This is a genomic window from Streptomyces sp. NPDC093568, assembly GCF_044764945.1.
In the GTDB taxonomy this organism is placed as follows: domain Bacteria; phylum Actinomycetota; class Actinomycetes; order Streptomycetales; family Streptomycetaceae; genus Streptomyces.
The window spans coordinates 138,565-157,050 of sequence record NZ_JBIWJD010000001.1; the positions used below are offsets into that span (position 1 = coordinate 138,565).

General features: G+C 70.0%; 16 protein-coding genes. 12 read left to right on the forward strand and 4 right to left on the reverse strand.

The features are described 5' to 3' along the window. Window position 1: 1 nt before the first annotated feature. A complete protein-coding gene (locus ACIRD7_RS00585) occupies window positions 2-463 on the reverse strand; it encodes a DUF3093 domain-containing protein (RefSeq protein ID WP_403447830.1) in 462 nt (153 codons plus the stop codon). A gap of 57 nt (window positions 464-520) precedes the next feature. On the opposite strand from ACIRD7_RS00585, the gene ACIRD7_RS00590 reads away from it, so the two are divergent. The 8 genes from ACIRD7_RS00590 (at window position 521) to ACIRD7_RS00625 (ending at window position 8,438) form a co-directional block, all read left to right on the forward strand. Beyond that, a complete protein-coding gene (locus ACIRD7_RS00590) occupies window positions 521-1,105 on the forward strand; it encodes a PaaI family thioesterase (RefSeq protein WP_403447832.1) in 585 nt (194 codons plus the stop codon). Then, window positions 1,102-1,662 carry a dUTP diphosphatase gene (dut, locus tag ACIRD7_RS00595; protein ID WP_403447834.1) on the forward strand — a complete coding sequence of 187 codons (561 nt, stop codon included), beginning with the start codon at window positions 1,102-1,104 and terminating at the stop codon, window positions 1,660-1,662. The genes ACIRD7_RS00590 and dut overlap by 4 nt, the downstream gene beginning before the upstream one ends. A gap of 1 nt (window position 1,663) precedes the next feature. After that, the gene (locus ACIRD7_RS00600; RefSeq protein ID WP_403447835.1) at window positions 1,664-2,422 is read left to right on the forward strand and encodes a DUF3710 domain-containing protein; all 759 of its coding nucleotides are present in this window, start codon (window positions 1,664-1,666) and stop codon (window positions 2,420-2,422) included. A 159-nt stretch (window positions 2,423-2,581) separates the two neighbouring features. Further along, window positions 2,582-3,748 carry an alginate lyase family protein gene (locus ACIRD7_RS00605; RefSeq protein ID WP_403447837.1) on the forward strand — a complete coding sequence of 389 codons (1,167 nt, stop codon included), beginning with the start codon at window positions 2,582-2,584 and terminating at the stop codon, window positions 3,746-3,748. Between the two features lie 147 nt (window positions 3,749-3,895). Then, window positions 3,896-6,472 (forward strand): DUF4118 domain-containing protein, encoded by a 2,577-nt coding sequence (locus ACIRD7_RS00610; RefSeq protein WP_403447839.1) that lies wholly within the window; start codon window positions 3,896-3,898, stop codon window positions 6,470-6,472. Then, entirely contained in the window at window positions 6,466-7,182 is a 717-nt protein-coding gene (locus ACIRD7_RS00615) for a response regulator (protein ID WP_403447841.1), read from the forward strand. The genes ACIRD7_RS00610 and ACIRD7_RS00615 overlap by 7 nt, the downstream gene beginning before the upstream one ends. Before the next feature lie 77 nt (window positions 7,183-7,259). Further along, window positions 7,260-7,658 carry an OB-fold nucleic acid binding domain-containing protein gene (locus tag ACIRD7_RS00620; protein ID WP_403447842.1) on the forward strand — a complete coding sequence of 133 codons (399 nt, stop codon included), beginning with the start codon at window positions 7,260-7,262 and terminating at the stop codon, window positions 7,656-7,658. A 3-nt stretch (window positions 7,659-7,661) separates the two neighbouring features. Further along, window positions 7,662-8,438, forward strand: coding sequence for a DUF3159 domain-containing protein (locus ACIRD7_RS00625; protein ID WP_403447844.1), 777 nt, complete (start codon window positions 7,662-7,664; stop codon window positions 8,436-8,438). Between the two features lie 80 nt (window positions 8,439-8,518). Here the strand turns inward: ACIRD7_RS00625 and ACIRD7_RS00630 are convergent, their stop codons facing one another. Both ACIRD7_RS00630 and ACIRD7_RS00635 read right to left on the reverse strand, forming a co-directional pair. After that, window positions 8,519-9,196, reverse strand: coding sequence for a potassium channel family protein (locus tag ACIRD7_RS00630; RefSeq protein ID WP_383408876.1), 678 nt, complete (start codon window positions 9,194-9,196; stop codon window positions 8,519-8,521). Next, window positions 9,196-9,867 (reverse strand): potassium channel family protein, encoded by a 672-nt coding sequence (locus ACIRD7_RS00635; RefSeq protein ID WP_403447846.1) that lies wholly within the window; start codon window positions 9,865-9,867, stop codon window positions 9,196-9,198. The genes ACIRD7_RS00630 and ACIRD7_RS00635 overlap by 1 nt, the downstream gene beginning before the upstream one ends. A 483-nt stretch (window positions 9,868-10,350) precedes the next feature. Here ACIRD7_RS00635 and ACIRD7_RS00640 point away from each other — a divergent pair, with 483 nt between their 5' ends. From ACIRD7_RS00640 to ACIRD7_RS00655, 4 genes are all read left to right on the forward strand, one after another. Further along, window positions 10,351-12,399, forward strand: a complete 2,049-nt coding sequence (locus ACIRD7_RS00640; RefSeq protein WP_403447848.1) for an APC family permease — start codon at window positions 10,351-10,353, stop codon at window positions 12,397-12,399. A gap of 112 nt (window positions 12,400-12,511) precedes the next feature. Next, entirely contained in the window at window positions 12,512-13,852 is a 1,341-nt protein-coding gene (locus ACIRD7_RS00645; RefSeq protein WP_403447850.1) for a class I SAM-dependent RNA methyltransferase, read from the forward strand. A 49-nt stretch (window positions 13,853-13,901) separates the two neighbouring features. Beyond that, a complete protein-coding gene (locus ACIRD7_RS00650) occupies window positions 13,902-14,432 on the forward strand; it encodes a hypothetical protein (protein WP_403447852.1) in 531 nt (176 codons plus the stop codon). A gap of 433 nt (window positions 14,433-14,865) precedes the next feature. After that, window positions 14,866-16,386 carry a catalase gene (locus tag ACIRD7_RS00655; protein ID WP_403447854.1) on the forward strand — a complete coding sequence of 507 codons (1,521 nt, stop codon included), beginning with the start codon at window positions 14,866-14,868 and terminating at the stop codon, window positions 16,384-16,386. A gap of 27 nt (window positions 16,387-16,413) precedes the next feature. Here ACIRD7_RS00655 and ACIRD7_RS00660 read toward each other — a convergent pair whose 3' ends face one another. Next, window positions 16,414-18,384, reverse strand: a complete 1,971-nt coding sequence (locus tag ACIRD7_RS00660) for a potassium transporter Kup (RefSeq protein WP_403447856.1) — start codon at window positions 18,382-18,384, stop codon at window positions 16,414-16,416. Window positions 18,385-18,486: the final 102 nt, after the last annotated feature.

Below are 18,486 nucleotides of genomic sequence, written 5' to 3' on the forward strand. Positions count from 1 at the left end.
GCTAGGCCGCGGCCTTGGCCGCCCTGATCGCCTCGGCCAGCCGCTCCGGCGCACGGGTCGACAGGTACAGGTACGGCGTCGGGTCCTCGGGGTCCGTGACCTCCACGCGCAGGGCCGTCGGAATGTAGGCGCGCAGCAGCAGGAAGGCCCTGGTGTCGGCCTTGTGGGTGCGCCAGGCCCGTGCCTCCTCCGGGTCCAGGACGTGCGCCTCGCCGAGCGCGCGCAGCGGGACCTTCGCCTCGCCCGCGATCAGCGAGTCGCCCACCACACGGATCCGGATCGAGCCGTACGAACTGGCCATGACGGCCGCCGCGGCGGTGCCGCCCGCCAGCCCGGCGAGCATGGGCAGGGTGCCGAAGGGCAGAAGGATCAGGGCCAGGGAGAGCCCGACCAGGAACGAGATCAGCCACCAGGAGCGGGGGGCCGTGAGGCGTTCTTCGTAGGGGGCGGCGGAGAGCTGCATGAGCCAAGCTTGGCACGGTGTCCGGATGTGGCCGACGCGCGGGTAAGGTCTGCGGCTGTGAGAGGTACTTCAGCAGCTCTTAAGCCTCCGGCCGACGCCGTGAAACCGGTGCGGCACCCTGATGCTCCCGCGCCCGGTGAGCTTCTCGGTGCGCACTACGGCAAGTGTTTCGGCTGTGGCGGCGAGCAGCCCCACGGGCTGCATCTGGAGGCGCGGGCCGGTGACGGCGTCAGCATCACCGCCGAGTTCACCGTGCAGCCCGCTCACCAGGGCGCGCCCGGGCTCGCCCACGGGGGTGTGCTCGCGACCGCCCTCGACGAGACCCTCGGCTCGCTGAACTGGCTGCTGCGCACCATCGCCGTGACCGGACGGCTGGAGACCGACTTCGCGCGGCCGGTTCCGGTGGGCACGGTCCTGTACCTGGAGGCCGAGGTGACGGCCGTGGCGGGCCGCAAGATCTTCTCCACCGCCACCGGGCGGATCGGCGGTCCCGACGGGCCCGTCGCCGTGCGCGCCGACGCCCTGTTCATCGAGGTGAAGGTCGACCACTTCATCGACAACGGCCGCCCGGAGGAGATCCGGGCCGCCATGGACGATCCGGACCAGGTGCGGCGGGCCCGTGCCTTCGAGGTGAACCCGTGAGCCGTGCTCCCCTGAACGTGCTGATCCGGCGCGTCGATGCGGACGTACCGCTTCCGACGTACGCGCACCCCGGCGACGCGGGGGCAGATCTGCGCACCACCGAGAGCCGCGAACTGAAGCCGGGGGAGCGGGCCGTGCTGCCCACGGGGGTGTCGATCGCGCTCCCGGAGGGGTACGCGGCTTTCGTGCACCCGCGCTCCGGTCTCGCCGCCCGTCTCGGTGTCGCCCTGGTGAATGCCCCAGGGACGGTTGATGCCGGGTACCGTGGGGAGATCAAGGTGATCGTGGTGAATCTCGACCCGCATGAGACCGTGCGGTTCGAGCGCTTCGACCGGATCGCCCAACTGGTTGTCCAGCAGGTCGAGAGGGTTCGCTTCCAGGAGGTCGCGGAGCTTCCCGATTCGGCACGGGCCGAGGGGGGCTTCGGGTCCACCGGCGGCCATGCCGCGGTGGGCAGCGCAAGCGGCACAAGCGATACAAGCGATGGGGCCGCCGATGGCGGCGCAACGGGTGGGAATCGATACGCTTCGGTCGTATCCGACCGGGAAGGACAGTGACGTGTTCGGACGTCGCAACAAGAAGGGTGCCGCCGAGGACGCGGCCGGCGAGCCCGAGCAGGTCGTCGACATCGACTCTGAGGCGGACGACGAGGGCACGCGTGAGCGCGTACGGCTCGAACCGGAACCGCGTCCCGACGGGCCGTGGGACAGCTCCGAGGTCCGCGATCCCGGCGAGGGCCGGGTGGACCTGGGCGGCATGTTCGTGCCGGGCGTCGACGGCATGGAACTGCGTGTGGAGGTCGCGGGCGACGCGATCGTCGCGGCGACCGTGGTGCTGCGCGACAGCGCGATCCAGCTCCAGGCCTTCGCCGCGCCCAAGCGTGAGGGCATCTGGAGCGAGGTACGCGAGGAGATCGGCTCCGGCATCACCCAGCAGGGGGGCATCGTCGACGAGGTCGAGGGCTCGCTCGGCTGGGAGCTGCGGGCCCAGGTGCCGGTGCAACTGCCGGACGGCACGAGCGGCTTCCAGGTCGTGCGGTTCGTCGGTGTGGACGGTCCCCGCTGGTTCCTGCGCGGTGTGATCTCGGGCCAGGGCGCGGTGCAGCCGCAGGCGGCCGGCCTGCTCGAGCAGATCTTCCGGGACACGGTCGTGGTCCGCGGCGAGGGCCCGATGGCTCCCCGTGACCCGATCGTCCTGAAGCTGCCGGAGGACGCCCAGATGGTTCCCGAGGGCGTCCAGCAGGAGGAGGCCGGCTCGCGCTTCTCCGGCGGCATGGGCCAGCTCCAGCGCGGACCGGAGATCACCGAAGTGCGCTGAGCTTCGAAGAGACACCAGGGCCGTACCCCCCAGGGGTGCGGCCCTTTCTCGTGCGTGAACTCTTGACGGCGCATTGGTCTGTACCTACCGTCTCCGGCCAACGCGCCTGTTCATAAAGGCGCTTCGCGTTCACATACGAGAACGGAAGGCCCCCCACGCATGCGCAGAACCGCACTCTTCGCGGCCGCGGCCGCCCTCGTCGCCGGTGTCCTCGCCTGGCCCGCCGGTGCCGCCCCCAGCACCTTCGCCCACCCCGGCGTCACCGTCTCCAAGTCCCAGCTGGACTTCGCCCGTTCCAAGGTCAACGCCGGCGCCCAGCCCTGGAAGGGTGCCTTCGACCAGATGATGGCGAGCAAGTACGCCGATCCGAACCGCACGCCCAAGCCCCGTGCGGTCGTCGAGTGCGGCTCGTACTCGAACCCGAACTACGGCTGCACCGACGAGCGCGAGGACGCGATAGCCGCGTACACCCAGGCCCTCGCCTGGTACATCACCCGCGACGAGTGGCACGCGCGCAAGGCCATCGAGCTGATGGACGCCTGGTCCGCGGTGATCAGGGACCACACCAACAGCAACGCGCCCCTGCAGACCGGCTGGGCAGGCTCCTCCTGGCCCAAGGCCGCCGAGATCATCAAGTACACGTACACGGGGAGCTGGGCGAACTCCGGTCGGTTCGCGACCATGCTGCGCGACGTCTATCTGCCCGAGATCATCAACGGCTCCAATTCCAACGGGAACTGGGAGCTGTCGATGATGGAGGCCGCCGTCGGCATCTCCGTCTTCCTGGAGGACAAGGCGTCGTACGACAAGGCCATGGCGAAGTTCCGCACCCGCACCGCCGCCTACGTCTATCTGTCCTCCGACGGCGATCTGCCGAAGACCGTGCCCAGCCAGAACCTCAACACCCGCGAGAAGATCGTCAACTACTGGCAGGGACAGGGCACCTTCGTCACCGGCCTCACCCAGGAGACCTGCCGCGACTTCACCCACACCGGGTACGGCATCTCCGCGATCTCCCACGTCGCCGAGACCAGCCGCATCCAGGGCCAGGACCTTTACGGCACCGACGTCGGCGAACGGCTGCGGCAGGCGCTCGGGTTCCAGGCGAAGTACCAGTTGGGCACGGCCGCCCCGAGCTGGCTGTGCGGCGGCTCGCTGAAGCTGGGCCTCGGGCCCGTCACCGAGGTCGGCTACAACGCCCTGCACAACCGCCTCGGCATCGCGATGACCAACACCCAGACGCTCACCGAGCGGGGCCGCCCGGCCGGCTCCAACAACCTCTTCGTGGCCTGGGAGACCCTCACCCACGGCGACAACCCCAGCTGAGACGCCCCTCGCGCGGCGGGAGCGTCAGAATCGCGTCAAAGACGCCCCCGCCGCCCTCCCGGGCCCCGTTTGTCGCAATTGTTGGCCGTAAGGTCGACGCTGCAAGGCCGCCGCGCAGGCTGCGGCGGGCGGAAGACAATGGGGACCATGGGACGCGGCAAGCTTCGGATCTACCTCGGTGCGGCACCGGGCGTCGGCAAGACGTACGCCATGCTGTCCGAGGCGCACCGCCGCGTGGAGCGGGGCACCGACTGCGTCGTCGCCTTCGTGGAGCACCACGCCCGGCCGCGCACCGAGGTGATGCTGCACGGGCTGGAGCGGGTACGGCGCCAGGAGCTGGAGTACCGGGGAAGCCGCTTCACCGAGATGGACGTGGACGCCGTCCTGGCCCGGCACCCCCAGGTCGCCCTCGTCGACGAGCTCGCCCACACCAACATCCCCGGCTCCCGCAACGCCAAGCGCTGGCAGGACGTGGAGGAGCTGCTGGCGGCCGGCATCGACGTCGTCTCGACCGTGAACATCCAGCACCTGGAGTCCCTGGGCGATGTCGTCGAGTCCATCACCGGCGTACGGCAGCAGGAGACCGTCCCCGACGAGGTGGTGCGCCGCGCCGACCAGATCGAGCTGGTCGACATGTCGCCACAAGCACTGCGGCGGCGGATGGCGCACGGCAACATCTACCAACCGGACAAGGTCGACGCGGCCCTGTCGAACTACTTCCGCCCCGGCAACCTCACCGCGCTCAGGGAGCTGGCGCTGCTGTGGGTCGCCGACCGGGTCGACGAGTACCTCAAGCAGTACCGCAGCGATCACCGGGTGTCGAAGATCTGGGGTTCGCGGGAGCGGATCGTCGTCGGTCTGACCGGCGGCCCGGAGGGGCGGACGCTGATCCGCCGGGCCGCCCGGCTCGCGGAGAAGGGCGCCGGCGGTGAGGTGCTCGCCGTCTACATAGCCCGCAGCGACGGGCTGACGTCCGCCTCACCGAAGGAACTCGCCGTCCAGCGCACCCTCGTCGAGGACCTCGGCGGCACCTTCCACCACGTCGTCGGCGACGACATCCCGGCGGCGCTGCTGGCCTTCGCGCGCGGCGCCAACGCCACCCAGATAGTGCTCGGCTCCTCCCGGCGCAGGAGCTGGCAGTACGTCTTCGGGCCCGGCGTCGGCGCCACGGTCGCCCGGGAGTCCGGACCCGACCTCGACGTGCACATCGTCACGCACGACGAGGTCGCCAAGGGACGCGGACTGCCGGTGACCAGGGGAGCGCGCCTGGGCCGGACCCGGATCATCGCGGGCTGGCTCGTCGGCGTCGGCGGTCCGGCGCTGCTCACCCTGCTGCTCACCCATGTCGACGCCGATCTCGGCCTCGCCAACGACATGCTGCTGTTCCTGACCCTGACCGTCGCGGCGGCCCTGCTCGGCGGGCTCTATCCCGCGCTGGCCTCGGCGGCGGTGTGCTCCCTGCTGCTGAACTGGTTCTTCACACCGCCGGTGCACCGCATCACGATCGCCGACCCCAAGAACCTGCTCGCGCTGGTGATCTTCGTCTTCGTGGCGGTGGCGGTCGCCTCCGTCGTCGACCTCGCCGCCCGCCGCACCCACCAGGCGGCCCGGCTGCGCGCCGAGTCGGAGATCCTGTCCTTCCTCGCCGGGAACGTGCTGCGCGGCGAGACCGGCCTGGAGGAGCTGCTGGAGCGGGTCCGCGAGACCTTCGGCATGGACTCGGCGGCCCTGCTGGAGCGGGAGAGCGACGTCGACCCGTGGACCTGCGCGGGCAGCGTGGGCGTCGGAGCCGCGCCCGCCCGGCCTGAAGACGCCGATGTCGACGTGCCCGTCGGTGACCACATGGCGCTCGCGCTGACCGGCCGGGTGCTGCCCGCCGAGGACCGGCGCGTGCTCGCCGCCTTCGCCGCCCAGGCCGCCGTCGTCCTGGACCGCCAGCGCCTCCAGCGCGAGGCCGACCAGGCCAAGGAACTGGCCGAGGGCAACCGGATCCGTACCGCGCTGCTCGCCGCCGTCAGCCATGACCTGCGTACCCCTCTCGCCGGCATCAAGGCGGCGGTGTCCTCGCTGCGGTCCGACGACGTGGCGTGGTCGCAGGAGGACGAGGCGGAGCTGCTGGAGGGCATCGAGGAGGGCGCGGACCGGCTCGACCACCTTGTCGGCAACCTGCTCGACATGTCCCGCCTGCAGACCGGCACGGTCACCCCGCTGATCAGGGAGATCGACCTCGACGAGGTGGTGCCGATGGCGCTGGGCGGCGTGCCCGAGGGCAGCGTGGAGCTGGACATCCCGGAGACGCTGCCGATGGTCGCCGTGGACCCGGGGCTGCTGGAGCGGTCGGTGGCCAACCTGGTCGAGAACGCCGTCAAGTACAGCCCGGACGACCGCCGGGTCCTGGTGGCCGCCAGCGCCATGGCCGAACGGGTCGAGGTGCGGGTGGTCGACCGCGGTCCCGGTGTGCCGGACGAGGCCAAGGAGCGCATCTTCGCGCCCTTCCAGCGGTACGGCGACGCCCCGCGCGGCGCCGGAGTGGGCCTCGGCCTCGCGGTCGCGCGCGGCTTCGCCGAGGCGATGGGCGGCACTCTCAACGCCGAGGACACGCCCGGCGGCGGCCTCACCATGGTGCTCACGCTCCGCGCCGAGGCAGGGACGCCCGCGGACCATCTCCAGGCGGAAGGCGCGGACGGGCGCCCCGAGGAACTCGAAAGGCAGGTCACATGGTGAGCGCGGCCGGGGGCACCCCCCAGAGCCCCACGAGGGTGCTGGTGATCGACGACGAGCCGCAGATCGTGCGCGCCCTCGTGATCAACCTCAAGGCCCGCAAGTACGAGGTCGACGCGGCCCACGACGGCACCACCGCCCTCGAACTCGCCGCCACCCGCCACCCCGACGTGGTCGTCCTCGACCTCGGTCTGCCCGACATGGACGGCGTCGAGGTGATCCGCGGGCTGCGCGGCTGGACCCGGGTGCCGATCCTGGTGCTGTCCGCCCGGCACTCCTCCGACGAGAAGGTCGAGGCGCTGGACGCGGGCGCCGACGACTACGTCACCAAGCCGTTCGGCATGGACGAGCTGCTGGCCAGGCTGCGGGCCGCCGTCCGCCGGGCCGAGCCCACCGGGGCCGGCGACGACGACGTGATCGTGGAGACCGAGGGGTTCACCGTCGACCTCGCCGCGAAGAAGGTGAACCGGGCCGGCCGGGACGTACGGCTGACCCCCACCGAGTGGCATCTGCTGGAGGTGCTGGTCCGCAACACGGGCCGGCTGGTCAGCCAGAAGCAGCTGCTGCAGGAGGTGTGGGGGCCGTCGTACGGGACGGAGACGAACTACCTGCGGGTGTACATGGCCCAGTTGCGCAGGAAGCTGGAGTCGGACCCGTCGCATCCGAAGCACTTCATCACCGAGCCCGGAATGGGCTACCGGTTCGAGAAGTGAGCTCCCCGGCAGGGGTCGGTTCGGGCCCCGGCCCCGGGGGTACGTAGGTTTCGGTGCACCCCGGTAGGCTTCGAGTCATGAGTGCTGTTCCTCGTTCCGAAAAGTCGGTGGGCCGGTTCAGGCGCATGCTCGACCGGCTCTCCTCGTCGCAGGAGGACCTGGAGTCCGAGGAGCTGCGAGAGGACGCCGAGACCACCGGATGCACCAAGATCGGTGACTGTCATGACCGGCAGGTGGTGACGGTTACTGGTACCTTGCGCACGGTCACCCTGCGGCCGCGTGCGGGAGTCCCGGCCCTCGAGGCCGAACTGTTCGACGGCTCCGCCGCCCTGGACGTGGTGTGGCTCGGCAGGCGCTCCATAGTGGGCATAGAGCCCGGGCGCCGGCTGATCGCATCGGGCCGGATCGCCATGAGCCGGGGCCGCCGGGTGCTGTTCAACCCGAAATACGAACTGAGACCCCTTGGACGGGAGTAGCCGGTGACGTCGCTCGACAAGCCGACCGAAGACACCACCGCAGACACCGAGCACGACTCCCGGGCGGTGACCGAGGCCGCGCTGTTCGAGGCTTTCGGCGGCATGCGCGGCATGGTCGAGACGGTCCTGCCCGGCCTGCTCTTCGTCACCATCTTCACGATCAACAAGGACCTGCACCTGTCGGCCATCGCCGCGCTCGCGGTGTCCCTGCTGCTGGTCGTGGTGCGCCTGGTGATGCGGGACACCGTCAAGCACGCCTTCAGCGGTGTCTTCGGCGTCGCCTTCGGTGTCGTGTTCGCGATGATGACGGGCAACGCGAAGGACTTCTACCTGCCCGGCATGCTCTACACGCTGGGCCTGGCGCTCGCGTACATCATCACGACGCTGTGCGGGGTGCCGCTGATCGGCCTGATCCTCGGCCCGGTGTTCAAGGAGAACCTCTCCTGGCGCACGCGCAACCCCGGCCGCAAGAAGGCGTACGCCAAGGCCAGTTACGCCTGGGGCCTGATCCTCCTGGCCAAGTGCGCGGTCCTCTTCCCGCTGTACTGGTGGGCGGACACCACGCAGTTCGGGTGGGTCCTCGTCGCCCTGAAGATCCCGCCGTTCCTGCTGGCCGTGTGGCTGACCTGGGTCTTCCTGGCGAAGGCGCCGGCGCCCATCGACGTCTTCGCGGAGATGGAGGCGGCGGAGAAGGCCGAGAAGGCCGAGAAGGAGCGCCAGGAGGCGCTGGCCGCGGAGGGCGGCGAGAGCGCGGCGGGTCGGCACCGCCGGGACGGCTAGTCCTGCTGGACCTCTGTACGACGACGGAGGGCGCCCCGCACGCGCGGGGCGCCCTCCGTCGTCGTACGCCCTTCAGGGGCTCAGCTCTTCGTGTCCTCGCGGCGGACCGACAGCAGGTCCTCCAGCTGCTCCTCGCGGGCCTGCGCGGCCACGAACAGGAGCTCGTCGCCCGCCTCCAGCGAGTCCTCGCGGGAGGGGGTGAGGACGCGGGTGCCGCGGATGATCGTCACCAGGGACGTGTCCTGCGGCCATTCCACGTCGCCGACCTGGGTGCCGGCCAGGGCCGACTCCTCGGGGAGGGTCAGCTCGACGAGGTTGGCGTCGCCGTGGCTGAAGCGGAGCAGGCGGACCAGGTCGCCGACGCTCACCGCCTCCTCGACCAGGGCGGACATCAGGCGCGGGGTGGACACGGCCACGTCCACGCCCCACGACTCGTTGAACAGCCACTCGTTCTTGGGGTTGTTCACCCGGGCGACGACGCGCGGAACGCCGTACTCGGTCTTCGCCAGCAGGGAGACGACCAGGTTGACCTTGTCGTCACCCGTGGCCGCGATGACCACGTTGCAGCGCTGCAGCGCCGCCTCGTCCAGCGAGGTGATCTCGCAGGCGTCGGCCAGCAGCCACTCCGCCTGCGGGACCCGCTCGACCGAGATGGCGGTCGGCGCCTTGTCGACGAGCAGGACCTCGTGGCCGTTCTCCAGCAGCTCGCCCGCGATGGAGCGGCCCACCGCACCGGCACCGGCAATGGCGACCCTCATCAGTGACCGCCCTCCTCTTCGGGACCCTTGGCGAAGGACGCCTCGACCTTGTCGACCTCGTCGCTGCGCATCATCACGTGCACCAGGTCGCCCTCCTGCAGAACCGTCTGCGAGGTGGGCAGGATCGCCTCGCCGAGCCGGGTCAGGAACGCCACCCGGACGCCCGTCTCCTCCTGGAGCCGGCTGATCTTGTGGCCCACCCAGGCCGGGGACGCGTGCACCTCGGCGAGCTGGACGCCGCCGGTGGGATCCCGCCACAGCGGCTCGGCGCCCGAGGGCAGCAGCCGGCGCAGCATCTGGTCGGCCGTCCAGCGGACCGTGGCCACGGTGGGGATGCCCAGGCGCTGGTAGACCTCGGCGCGGCGGGGATCGTAGATGCGGGCCGCGACGTTCTCCACGCCGAACATCTCGCGCGCCACCCGCGCGGAGATGATGTTCGAGTTGTCACCGCTGGAGACCGCGGCGAAGGCGCCGGCCTCCTCGATGCCCGCCTCGCGCAGGGTGTCCTGGTCGAAGCCGACGCCGGTGACGCGGCGGCCACCGAAACCGGGGCCCAGCCGCCGGAACGCGGTGGGGTCCTGGTCGATCACCGCGACCGTGTGCCCTTGTTGCTCCAGGGTCTGGGCCAGAGCGGAGCCCACCCTTCCGCAACCCATGATGACGATGTGCACGGCGTTTACCCCGCACTCCTCGTGAGGCGTCTGACTTGCGTGAACGTGGTGCTCATAACCTTCTCTCGGTTCGCCGGGCAACAGACGCGGGCCGGTCGCGGACCGCTGGGCAACATCATGCCGGGCGATGGCCGGAATGATCCCTCGCGGTACGGATCGTGGACGCGCGTGTGCCTCGGTCCACCGTAACCTCCGGCCCGCCGCGCCCCGTACGAGCCCTCAACGGCGGTTGAAGCTGCGGACGCTGGCCAGTGCCAGGACGCCGAGTCCGGCGAGCGAGACGAGGGCCCCGAGGAGCTGAGCGGTCGTCTGCGACATGGTGTCTCCCGGATGTGATGAGCGTACCGACGCAGGTCATGGAGGCATGGGCGCGTCTCGCGGCTCCCCGCCCGGCGCTGGCGCGGCACGGAATTCACCCCCGCGCCGTGCGTGATTTCACCCGGATGTGCTCCGCCCCAGGCCGGGGGCCTACGATTCTCTGTTGTGTCCAAACTGACCGACGTGCCCAAGCGGATTCTGATCGGGCGCGCACTGCGCAGTGATCGGCTGGCGGAAACGCTCCTGCCGAAGCGCATCGCGCTGCCCGTCTTCGCCTCCGACCCGCTGTCCTCCGTGGCGTACGCGCCCGGAGAAGTGCTGCTGGTCCTCTCCATCGCGGGTGTGTCGGCCTACCACTTCAGCCCCTGGATCGCGGTCGCGGTCGTCGTGCTGATGTTCACGGTGGTCGCCTCCTACCGGCAGAACGTCCACGCCTACCCGAGCGGCGGCGGCGACTACGAGGTGGCCAACACCAACCTCGGCCCCAAGGCGGGCCTGACGGTGGCGAGCGCGCTGCTGGTCGACTATGTCCTGACCGTCGCGGTCTCCATCTCCTCCGGCATCGAGAACCTCGGCTCCGCGATCCCGTTCGTGGTCGAGCACAAGGTCGAGTGCGCGGCCGCGGTGATCCTGCTGCTGACCGTGATGAACCTGCGCGGCGTCCGGGAGTCCGGCAGCCTCTTCGCCATCCCGACGTACGTATTCGTCGCGGGCGTCTTCATCATGATCGCGTGGGGCGCGTTCCGCGGGCTCGTCCTCGACGACAGCATGCGGGCACCGACGGCGTCGTACGAGATCAAGCCGGAGCACGAGGGCCTCGCGGGCTTCGCGATGGTCTTCCTGCTGCTCCGTGCCTTCTCCTCCGGCTGCGCCGCGCTCACCGGTGTCGAGGCGATCTCCAACGGCGTCCCGGCCTTCCGCAAGCCCAAGTCGAAGAACGCCGCGACCACGCTCGCCGCGATGGGCCTGCTGGCCGTGACCATGTTCTGCGGCATCATCGGGCTCGCCATGGCGACCAAGGTCCGTATGGCCGAGAACCCGGCCGTCGACCTGCTGAAGGACGGCGTCGCGGTCGGCGCCGACTACGTCCAGAACCCGGTGATCACCCAGGTCGCCGAGGCCGTCTTCGGCAAGGGCAGCTTCTTCTTCATCGTGCTGGCCGCGGCCACCGCGCTGGTGCTGTTCCTCGCGGCCAACACCGCCTACAACGGCTTCCCGGTGCTCGGCTCGATCCTCGCCCAGGACCGCTACCTGCCGCGCCAGCTGCACACCCGCGGCGACCGGCTCGCCTTCTCCAACGGCATCGTGCTGCTGGCGGGCGCGGCCGCGCTGCTGGTGTGGATCTACGGCGCCGACTCCACGCGCCTGATCCAGCTCTACATCGTCGGCGTGTTCGTGTCCTTCACGCTCAGCCAGACCGGCATGGTCCGCCACTGGAACCGCCTGCTGGCCGTGGAGAAGGACCAGGCCAAGCGCCGTCACATGATCCGCTCCCGCGCGATCAACACCTTCGGCGCCTTCTTCACCGGGCTCGTCCTGGTCGTCGTCCTGGTCACCAAGTTCACGCACGGCGCCTGGGTCGCCCTGCTCGGCATGGTGATCTTCTACGTGACGATGACGGCCATCCGCCGCCACTACGACCACGTCTCCGAGGAACTCTCCGCCCCCGAGGGCCCCAGCGACGACAGCGTCCGGCCCTCCCGGGTGCACTCCGTCGTCCTGGTCTCCAAGATCCATCGTCCCGCGCTGCGCGCCCTGGCCTACGCCAAGCTGCTGCGCTCGGACACCCTGGAGGCGCTGAGCGTCAACGTCGACCCGGCGGAGACCAAGGCGCTGCGCGAGGAGTGGGAGCGGCGCGGGATCGACGTACCGCTGAAGGTGCTCGACTCGCCCTACCGCGAGATCACGCGGCCGATCATCGAATACGTGAAGAGCCTGCGCAAGGAGTCCCCGCGCGCCGCCGTCTCGGTCATCATCCCCGAGTACGTCGTCGGCCACTGGTACGAGCACCTGCTGCACAACCAGAGCGCGCTGCGGCTCAAGGGCAGGCTGCTGTTCACGCCCGGGATCATGGTGACCTCGGTGCCGTACCAGCTCCAGTCGTCCGAGGTGGCCAAGGCCCGCGCCCGTAAGCAGCAGGAGTGGAACGCACCCGGTGCGGTGCGGCGCGGTCCGGCCCAGGAGCGGGCCAAGGAGGAGGAAGCCCGTAAGTGACGGGGGCGGCGAGCACGTAGACTGGTGGGCTGTTGTCAGGCCCTGAACCGGAGCGATCCGCAGACCTCTGCCGAGGGCCGTATCCCCCGTCTTGATCTGGAGTCACTCCGCCATGCAGGCAGAACCGAAGAAACCGCAGGCGGGGTCGCTCGTGGGGGAGGAGTACGAGGTCGAGATCGGCCCCGTCGCCCACGGCGGGCACTGCATCGCCCGCACCGACGCCGGCCAGGTGCTGTTCGTCCGCCACACGCTGCCCGGTGAGCGGGTCGTGGCCCGGGTGACCGAGGGCGAGGAGGGCGACCGCTTCCTGCGCGCCGACGCCGTCGAGATCCTCACGGCTTCCAAGGACCGCATCGAGGCCCCCTGCCCCTTCGCCGGCCCCGGCCGCTGCGGGGGCTGCGACTGGCAGCACGCCAAGCCGGGGGCACAGCGCCGGCTGAAGGGCGAGGTCGTCGCCGAGCAGCTTCAGCGGCTCGCGGGCCTGACGCCCGAGGACGTCGGCTGGGACGGCACGGTGATGCCGGCCGAGGGCGACAAGCTGCCCGCGGGCCAGGTGCCGCAGTGGCGGACGCGGGTGCAGTACGCGGTCGACGCCGAGGGCCGTGCGGGCCTGCGCCGGCACCGCTCGCACGAGGTGGAGCCGGTCGACCACTGCATGATCGCCGCCGAGGGCGTCAGCGAGCTGGGCATCGAGAAGCGGGACTGGTCCGGCACGGCGTCGGTCGAGGCGATCGCCGCGACGGGTTCGCAGGACCGCCAGGTGATCCTGGCCCCCCGGCCCGGCGCACGGCTGCCGATCGTCGAACTGGACCGGCCGGTGTCGGTGATGCGGATCGGCGAGAAGGACGGCGGGACGCACCGGGTGCACGGCCGCCCCTTCGTCCGCGAGCGCGCGGACGGCCGTACGTACCGCGTCGGCAGCGGCGGCTTCTGGCAGGTCCACCCGAAGGCCGCGGACACCCTGGTGACGGCGGTCATGCAGGGCCTGCTCCCGCGCAAGGGCGAGATGGCGCTCGACCTGTACTGCGGCGTGGGCCTCTTCGCCGGCGCCCTGGCCGACCGTCTCGGCGAGAAGGGCGCGGTCCTCGGCATCGAGTCGAGCAAGCGGGCCGTCGAGGACGCCCGGCACAACCTCGCCGACTTCGATCGCGTCCGGATCGAGCAGGGCAAGGTCGAGGCGGTACTGCCGCGCACGGGGATCACCGAGGTCGACCTGATCGTCCTGGACCCGCCGCGGGCGGGGGCCGGCCGGGCGACGGTGGCGCATCTGGCGGCGCTGGGGGCTCGGCGGATCGCGTATGTGGCTTGCGATCCGGCGGCGTTGGCTCGGGATTTGGGGTACTTCCGGGATGGGGGGTATCGGGTGCGGATGCTTCGGGCGTTCGATCTGTTTCCGATGACTCATCATGTGGAGTGTGTGGCTATTTTGGAGCCGTCTGCTAAGGGCTCCTGACCTGCCGGTTTGAGCGTGCGCTCGCTCACGGCAGAGAACAGGGCACCGGATGACCACCTCGGACCTCGCAGCCGACTGGCTCGCTGCCTGGCAACGCGAGATCACCGCCATGCTTGAGCAGACCCTCGCCCGCTTCGAGACCGCCTATGGCTATCCACCGGGCGACAACGACGTTCTCGTGGCCGACGACCAAAGCCGAGCGGCGGCCGCGCGGCTGGAAGGCGCCGCCGTCCCCGCGGCCCTGGTCACCTTCTACTCCTCGATCGCCGAGCTGCAGCTGCCCGACATCGACCACGGATACTTCATCCATTCGCCCGACCTGGTGCTCGACCACCTCACCGAATACGGACCAGTCCGCCTGACCGACGACCGCACCGGCATCGTGTTCGGCAGCGACGGCGGAGGGATGCTCTTCGCTCTCGATCAGAGCGGGCAGGTTCACCGGTCCACCACGGCGTCATGGCTCGACGGCTTCGAGCCGACAGCCCCGACTCTTACTCAGTTCCTCGAACAGCTCTGCCGAGCCACTGCGGCCTTCATGGACGAGACCAAGCGCCACTCGGCCACCGAACACAGCTGATCGACCTCACCGGTCAGGGGCGCCGGTTGGTCGGCTCGTCCGTCCTGGGCGGGGCCAGGGGCGACTGGCCGGCGCCGTCTGGGACGTCGACGGCGGCGTGATGGCCGGCGTGGTCGGCAGCAATTGATCCATTCGAGGAACGAGCCGCCGACGGTGCCCTGCGCGCCGTTGATCTGCGGAAATGCGGGCGACGGTCCGCCGGCCAACGCCCCCGCGCGCAGATCGGCCGGAATGACGGTGTTTATCCCGCCCTCTGAGGATCACGCGACCAGAGGGCACAAGGTGCCGGTGGGCGCTGCTTCCGGTGCGTTCGCGGGGTGTGCGGCGCGTGGAGGTGGCTGTCGATCGCACTGGTCCGACGTCATAGCCCGAGGAATCGCGATAGCCCGAGGAATCGCGACGTCACTGCTGACGCACCACGAAAGGCAGACTCATGACGGAGATCCGACCCGCCACCACGGCCGATTCCGGCGCACCGGTGGAGAGCGACGAACACTCACTCACCCTGGGGCCCGGGGGGCCGGTCCTGCTGCAGGACGCCTACCTGATCGAGCAGATGGCGCAGTTCAACCGGGAGCGGATTCCCGAGCGCCAGCCGCATGCCAAGGGGAGCGGGGCGTTCGGTCATTTCGAGGTCACTCACGATGTCAGCGCCTACACGAAGGCGGCCCTCTTCCAGCCGGGCACCCGCACCGACCTGGTCATCCGCTTCTCGACCGTCGCCGGCGAGCGTGGCAGCCCGGACACCTGGCGTGACCCGCGCGGCTTCGCGGTGAAGTTCTACACCAGCGAAGGCAACTACGACATGGTCGGCAACAACACGCCGGTGTTCTTCGTGAAGGACCCGATGAAATTCCAGCACTTCATCCGGTCCCAGAAGCGCCGTGCGGACAACAACCTGCGCGACCACGACATGCAGTGGGACTTCTGGACGCTCTCCCCGGAGTCCGCCCACCAGGTCACCTGGCTGATGGGGGACCGGGGCATCCCGCGGACCTGGCGTCACATGAACGGGTACACCTCCCACACCTACATGTGGATCAACGCCCGCGGCGAGCGGTTCTGGGTGAAGTACCACTTCAAGACCGATCAGGGCATCGAGTACTTCACCCAGCACGAGGCCGATCAGATGGCCGCCGTGGACACCGACTACCACACGCGGGATCTCTTCGAGCACATCCGGGACGGGGACTTCCCGAGCTGGACCCTGTACGTCCAGGTGATGCCGTACGAGGAGGCGGCGGGCTACCGGTTCAACCCGTTCGACCTCACCAAGGTGTGGCCGCACGGTGACTACCCGCTCATCCCGGTCGGCCGCATGACGCTCGACCGGAACCCCACCGACAACCACGCCCAGATCGAGCAGGCGGCGTTCCAGCCCAACAACTTCGTCCCGGGGATCGGGCCGAGCCCGGACCGGATGTTGCTGGCCCGGTTGTTCTCCTACGCCGATGCTCACCGCCACCGCATCGGCGGCAACTACCAGCAGCTTCCGGTGAACGCCCCCGTCGTCGACGTCCACACGTACTCCAAGGACGGGGCGATGGCCTACCGGAACACCACCGACCCGGTGTACGCCCCGAACTCCAAGGGCGGTCCCGCCGCGGACACGGAGCGTTACGGCACCCCGCCGAGCTGGTCGGCCGACGGTGAGATCACCCGTTCCGCCTACGTCTCCCATCCGGAGGACGACGACTGGGGGCAGCCCGGCACCATGGTGCGCGAGGTTCTGGACGACGCCGCGCGGGACCGGCTGGTCGACAACGTCGTCGGACATCTCCTCAACGGAGTGAGCGAACCGGTTCTGGAGCGGGCCTTCGCCTACTGGTCCAACATCGACGAGACCATCGGCAAACGCATCGCCGACGGCGTCCGGGCCAAGGCCGACGAGAAGGATCCGAAGGCCGCGGAGCAGGGCAATCCTGCACGGCGTTCCATGCAGCACAAGGCGTGAGGCCGCTCGGCTTGCCCTCGTGCGCGTTTACACCTCGATGTGGGAGCCCATGATGACCGTGCGGTCGCGCGGCAGGCTGAAGTACTCGGCGGCGTCGGCCGTGATGTAGGACGTGGCGATGAACAGCCGCTTGCGCCAAGGGGCCATCGTCGGCGCCTTCCCTCGATGGAGCTCGATCTTCGACAGGAAGTAGGACGCCTGGTCGAGCTGCAACGGCCCTTCGGTCACGGCCGGGTCGAGCATGGCCAGGGTGCCGGGCACGTCCGGTGTCTCCATGTAGCCGAACCGGGCGGTGACGTGGATGATCCCGTCGTCGGCGTAGCCGAGGTCGTCGACGACGACCCGCTGCTCGGCCGGGACGCGGGGCACCGGTTCGGTCTTGAGGGCGAGGATCACGACCTGCTCGTGCCGGACATGGTTGTGCTCGACGTTGGCCCGCATGGCCAACGGCGCGGTCTCCTTGCCCCGGTTCAGGAACACGGCCGTGCCGGGGACCATGCGCGTGGAGGCCTCGCCGCTGCGGAGGTCCTCGACGAACTCTGGCAGCGCCCCCTCGGCGCGCGCCCGTTGCACGGTGACCAGCTCGCGGCCGCGCTGCCAGGTCGTCATCACGGTGAACGCGGTGAGGCCGATCAGCAGCGGCAGCCACGCGCCGTGCACGAGCTTGGTCATGTTGGCGGCCACGAACAGCAGGTCCACGAAGAGGAGCACGCCCCCGCCGAGGGCGAGCACCCAGGTGGGCGTACCCCACTTGGCGCGGGCGACGTAGAAGAACAGCAGGGTGGTGATGGTGATGGTGCCGGTGACCGCCATGCCGAACGCGTAGGCCAGCGCCTCGGAGGAGCGGAACGCGAAGACCAGGGTGAGGACCGAGACCATCAGCAGCCAGTTGATCCAGGGGACGTAGATCTGACCGATGGTCGACTCCGAGGTGTGCGCGATGCGCAGGCGCGGCAGGTAGCCGAGCTGGGCGGCCTGGGAGGCGACCGAGTACGCGCCGGTGATCACCGCTTGGGAGGCGATCACGGTCGCCGCCGTCGCCAGCAGCACCATCGGCCACCGTCCCCAGTCGGGCACGAGCAGGAAGAACGGGCTGCTGATGTTCGCCGGATCGTCGAGGATGAGCGCGCCCTGGCCCATGTAGCTGAGGGTGCAGGCGGGCAGGACGAGAATCAGCCAGCCCCGGGTGATCGCGCGGCGGCCGAAGTGTCCCATGTCGGCGTAGAGCGCCTCGGCGCCGGTGACCGCGAGGACGATCGCCGCCAGGGCGAAGAAGGCCGTACCCCAATGGCCGAACAGGAAGCCCAACGCGTACGTCGGCGACAGTGCCTTGAGGATGTCCGGGTGGTCGGCGATGCCGACGACGCCGCACGCCCCGATGGCCAGGAACCAGGCGATCATGACCGGCCCGAACACCCGGCCCACCGCCGCCGTTCCCCTGCGCTGCACCAGGAACAGGATCACGATGATCACCGCGGTGACGGGTACGACCGCGCTGTCCAGGGACGGCTCGACGACCTTGAGTCCCTCGACCGCGGACAGCACCGAGATCGCCGGGGTGATCATGCTGTCCCCGAAGAACAGCGACGCACCGAAGATGCCCAGGGCGGCCAGCACGGCTGCGGCTCGGCGCCCACGCTGTGAACTCCACCGGCGCAGCAGGGTGATCAGCGCCATGATGCCGCCCTCGCCGTCGTTGTCGGCGCGCATGGCCAGCAGCACGTACGTGACCGTCACGATGATCATCACCGACCAGAACACCAGCGACACCACGCCGTACACGTTGTCCGTGCTGACCGGGACGGGGTGCGGGTCGTCGGGGTTGAACACCGTCTGCAGGGTGTAGATCGGGCTGGTGCCGATGTCGCCGAAGACCACACCGAGGGCACCGATGACCACGGCCAGGCGCACCGTGTCGCGCGCGCTCGCCCGATGGTCCTCTCCGGCCTGAGGCTCGGGCTCGTCGTTCGACGCCGTTCCCTGCCGGCGATCGGCCATGGTGCTCCTCCTCGGTGCCGGCCGCTGAGCCGCGGACCAGGACATCGAGTCGGACGATACCCAGGCCGCCGCGCGACTGTCGGCAAGGGTGCCGCTTCGTTT

Bases quoted from the DNA above. Each gene is read 5' to 3' on its own strand.
- ACIRD7_RS00615 (WP_403447841.1), top strand. From the start codon at position 6,466: ATGGTGAGCGCGGCCGGGGGCACCCCCCAGAGCCCCACGAGGGTGCTG.
- ACIRD7_RS00620 (WP_403447842.1), top strand. From the start codon at position 7,260: ATGAGTGCTGTTCCTCGTTCCGAAAAGTCGGTGGGCCGGTTCAGGCGC.
- ACIRD7_RS00655 (WP_403447854.1), top strand. From the start codon at position 14,866: ATGACGGAGATCCGACCCGCCACCACGGCCGATTCCGGCGCACCGGTG.
- ACIRD7_RS00610 (WP_403447839.1), top strand. From the start codon at position 3,896: ATGGGACGCGGCAAGCTTCGGATCTACCTCGGTGCGGCACCGGGCGTC.
- ACIRD7_RS00605 (WP_403447837.1), top strand. From the start codon at position 2,582: ATGCGCAGAACCGCACTCTTCGCGGCCGCGGCCGCCCTCGTCGCCGGT.
- ACIRD7_RS00645 (WP_403447850.1), top strand. From the start codon at position 12,512: ATGCAGGCAGAACCGAAGAAACCGCAGGCGGGGTCGCTCGTGGGGGAG.
- ACIRD7_RS00650 (WP_403447852.1), top strand. From the start codon at position 13,902: ATGACCACCTCGGACCTCGCAGCCGACTGGCTCGCTGCCTGGCAACGC.
- ACIRD7_RS00630 (WP_383408876.1), bottom strand. From the start codon at position 9,196: ATGAGGGTCGCCATTGCCGGTGCCGGTGCGGTGGGCCGCTCCATCGCG.
- ACIRD7_RS00585 (WP_403447830.1), bottom strand. From the start codon at position 463: ATGCAGCTCTCCGCCGCCCCCTACGAAGAACGCCTCACGGCCCCCCGC.
- ACIRD7_RS00660 (WP_403447856.1), bottom strand. From the start codon at position 18,384: ATGGCCGATCGCCGGCAGGGAACGGCGTCGAACGACGAGCCCGAGCCT.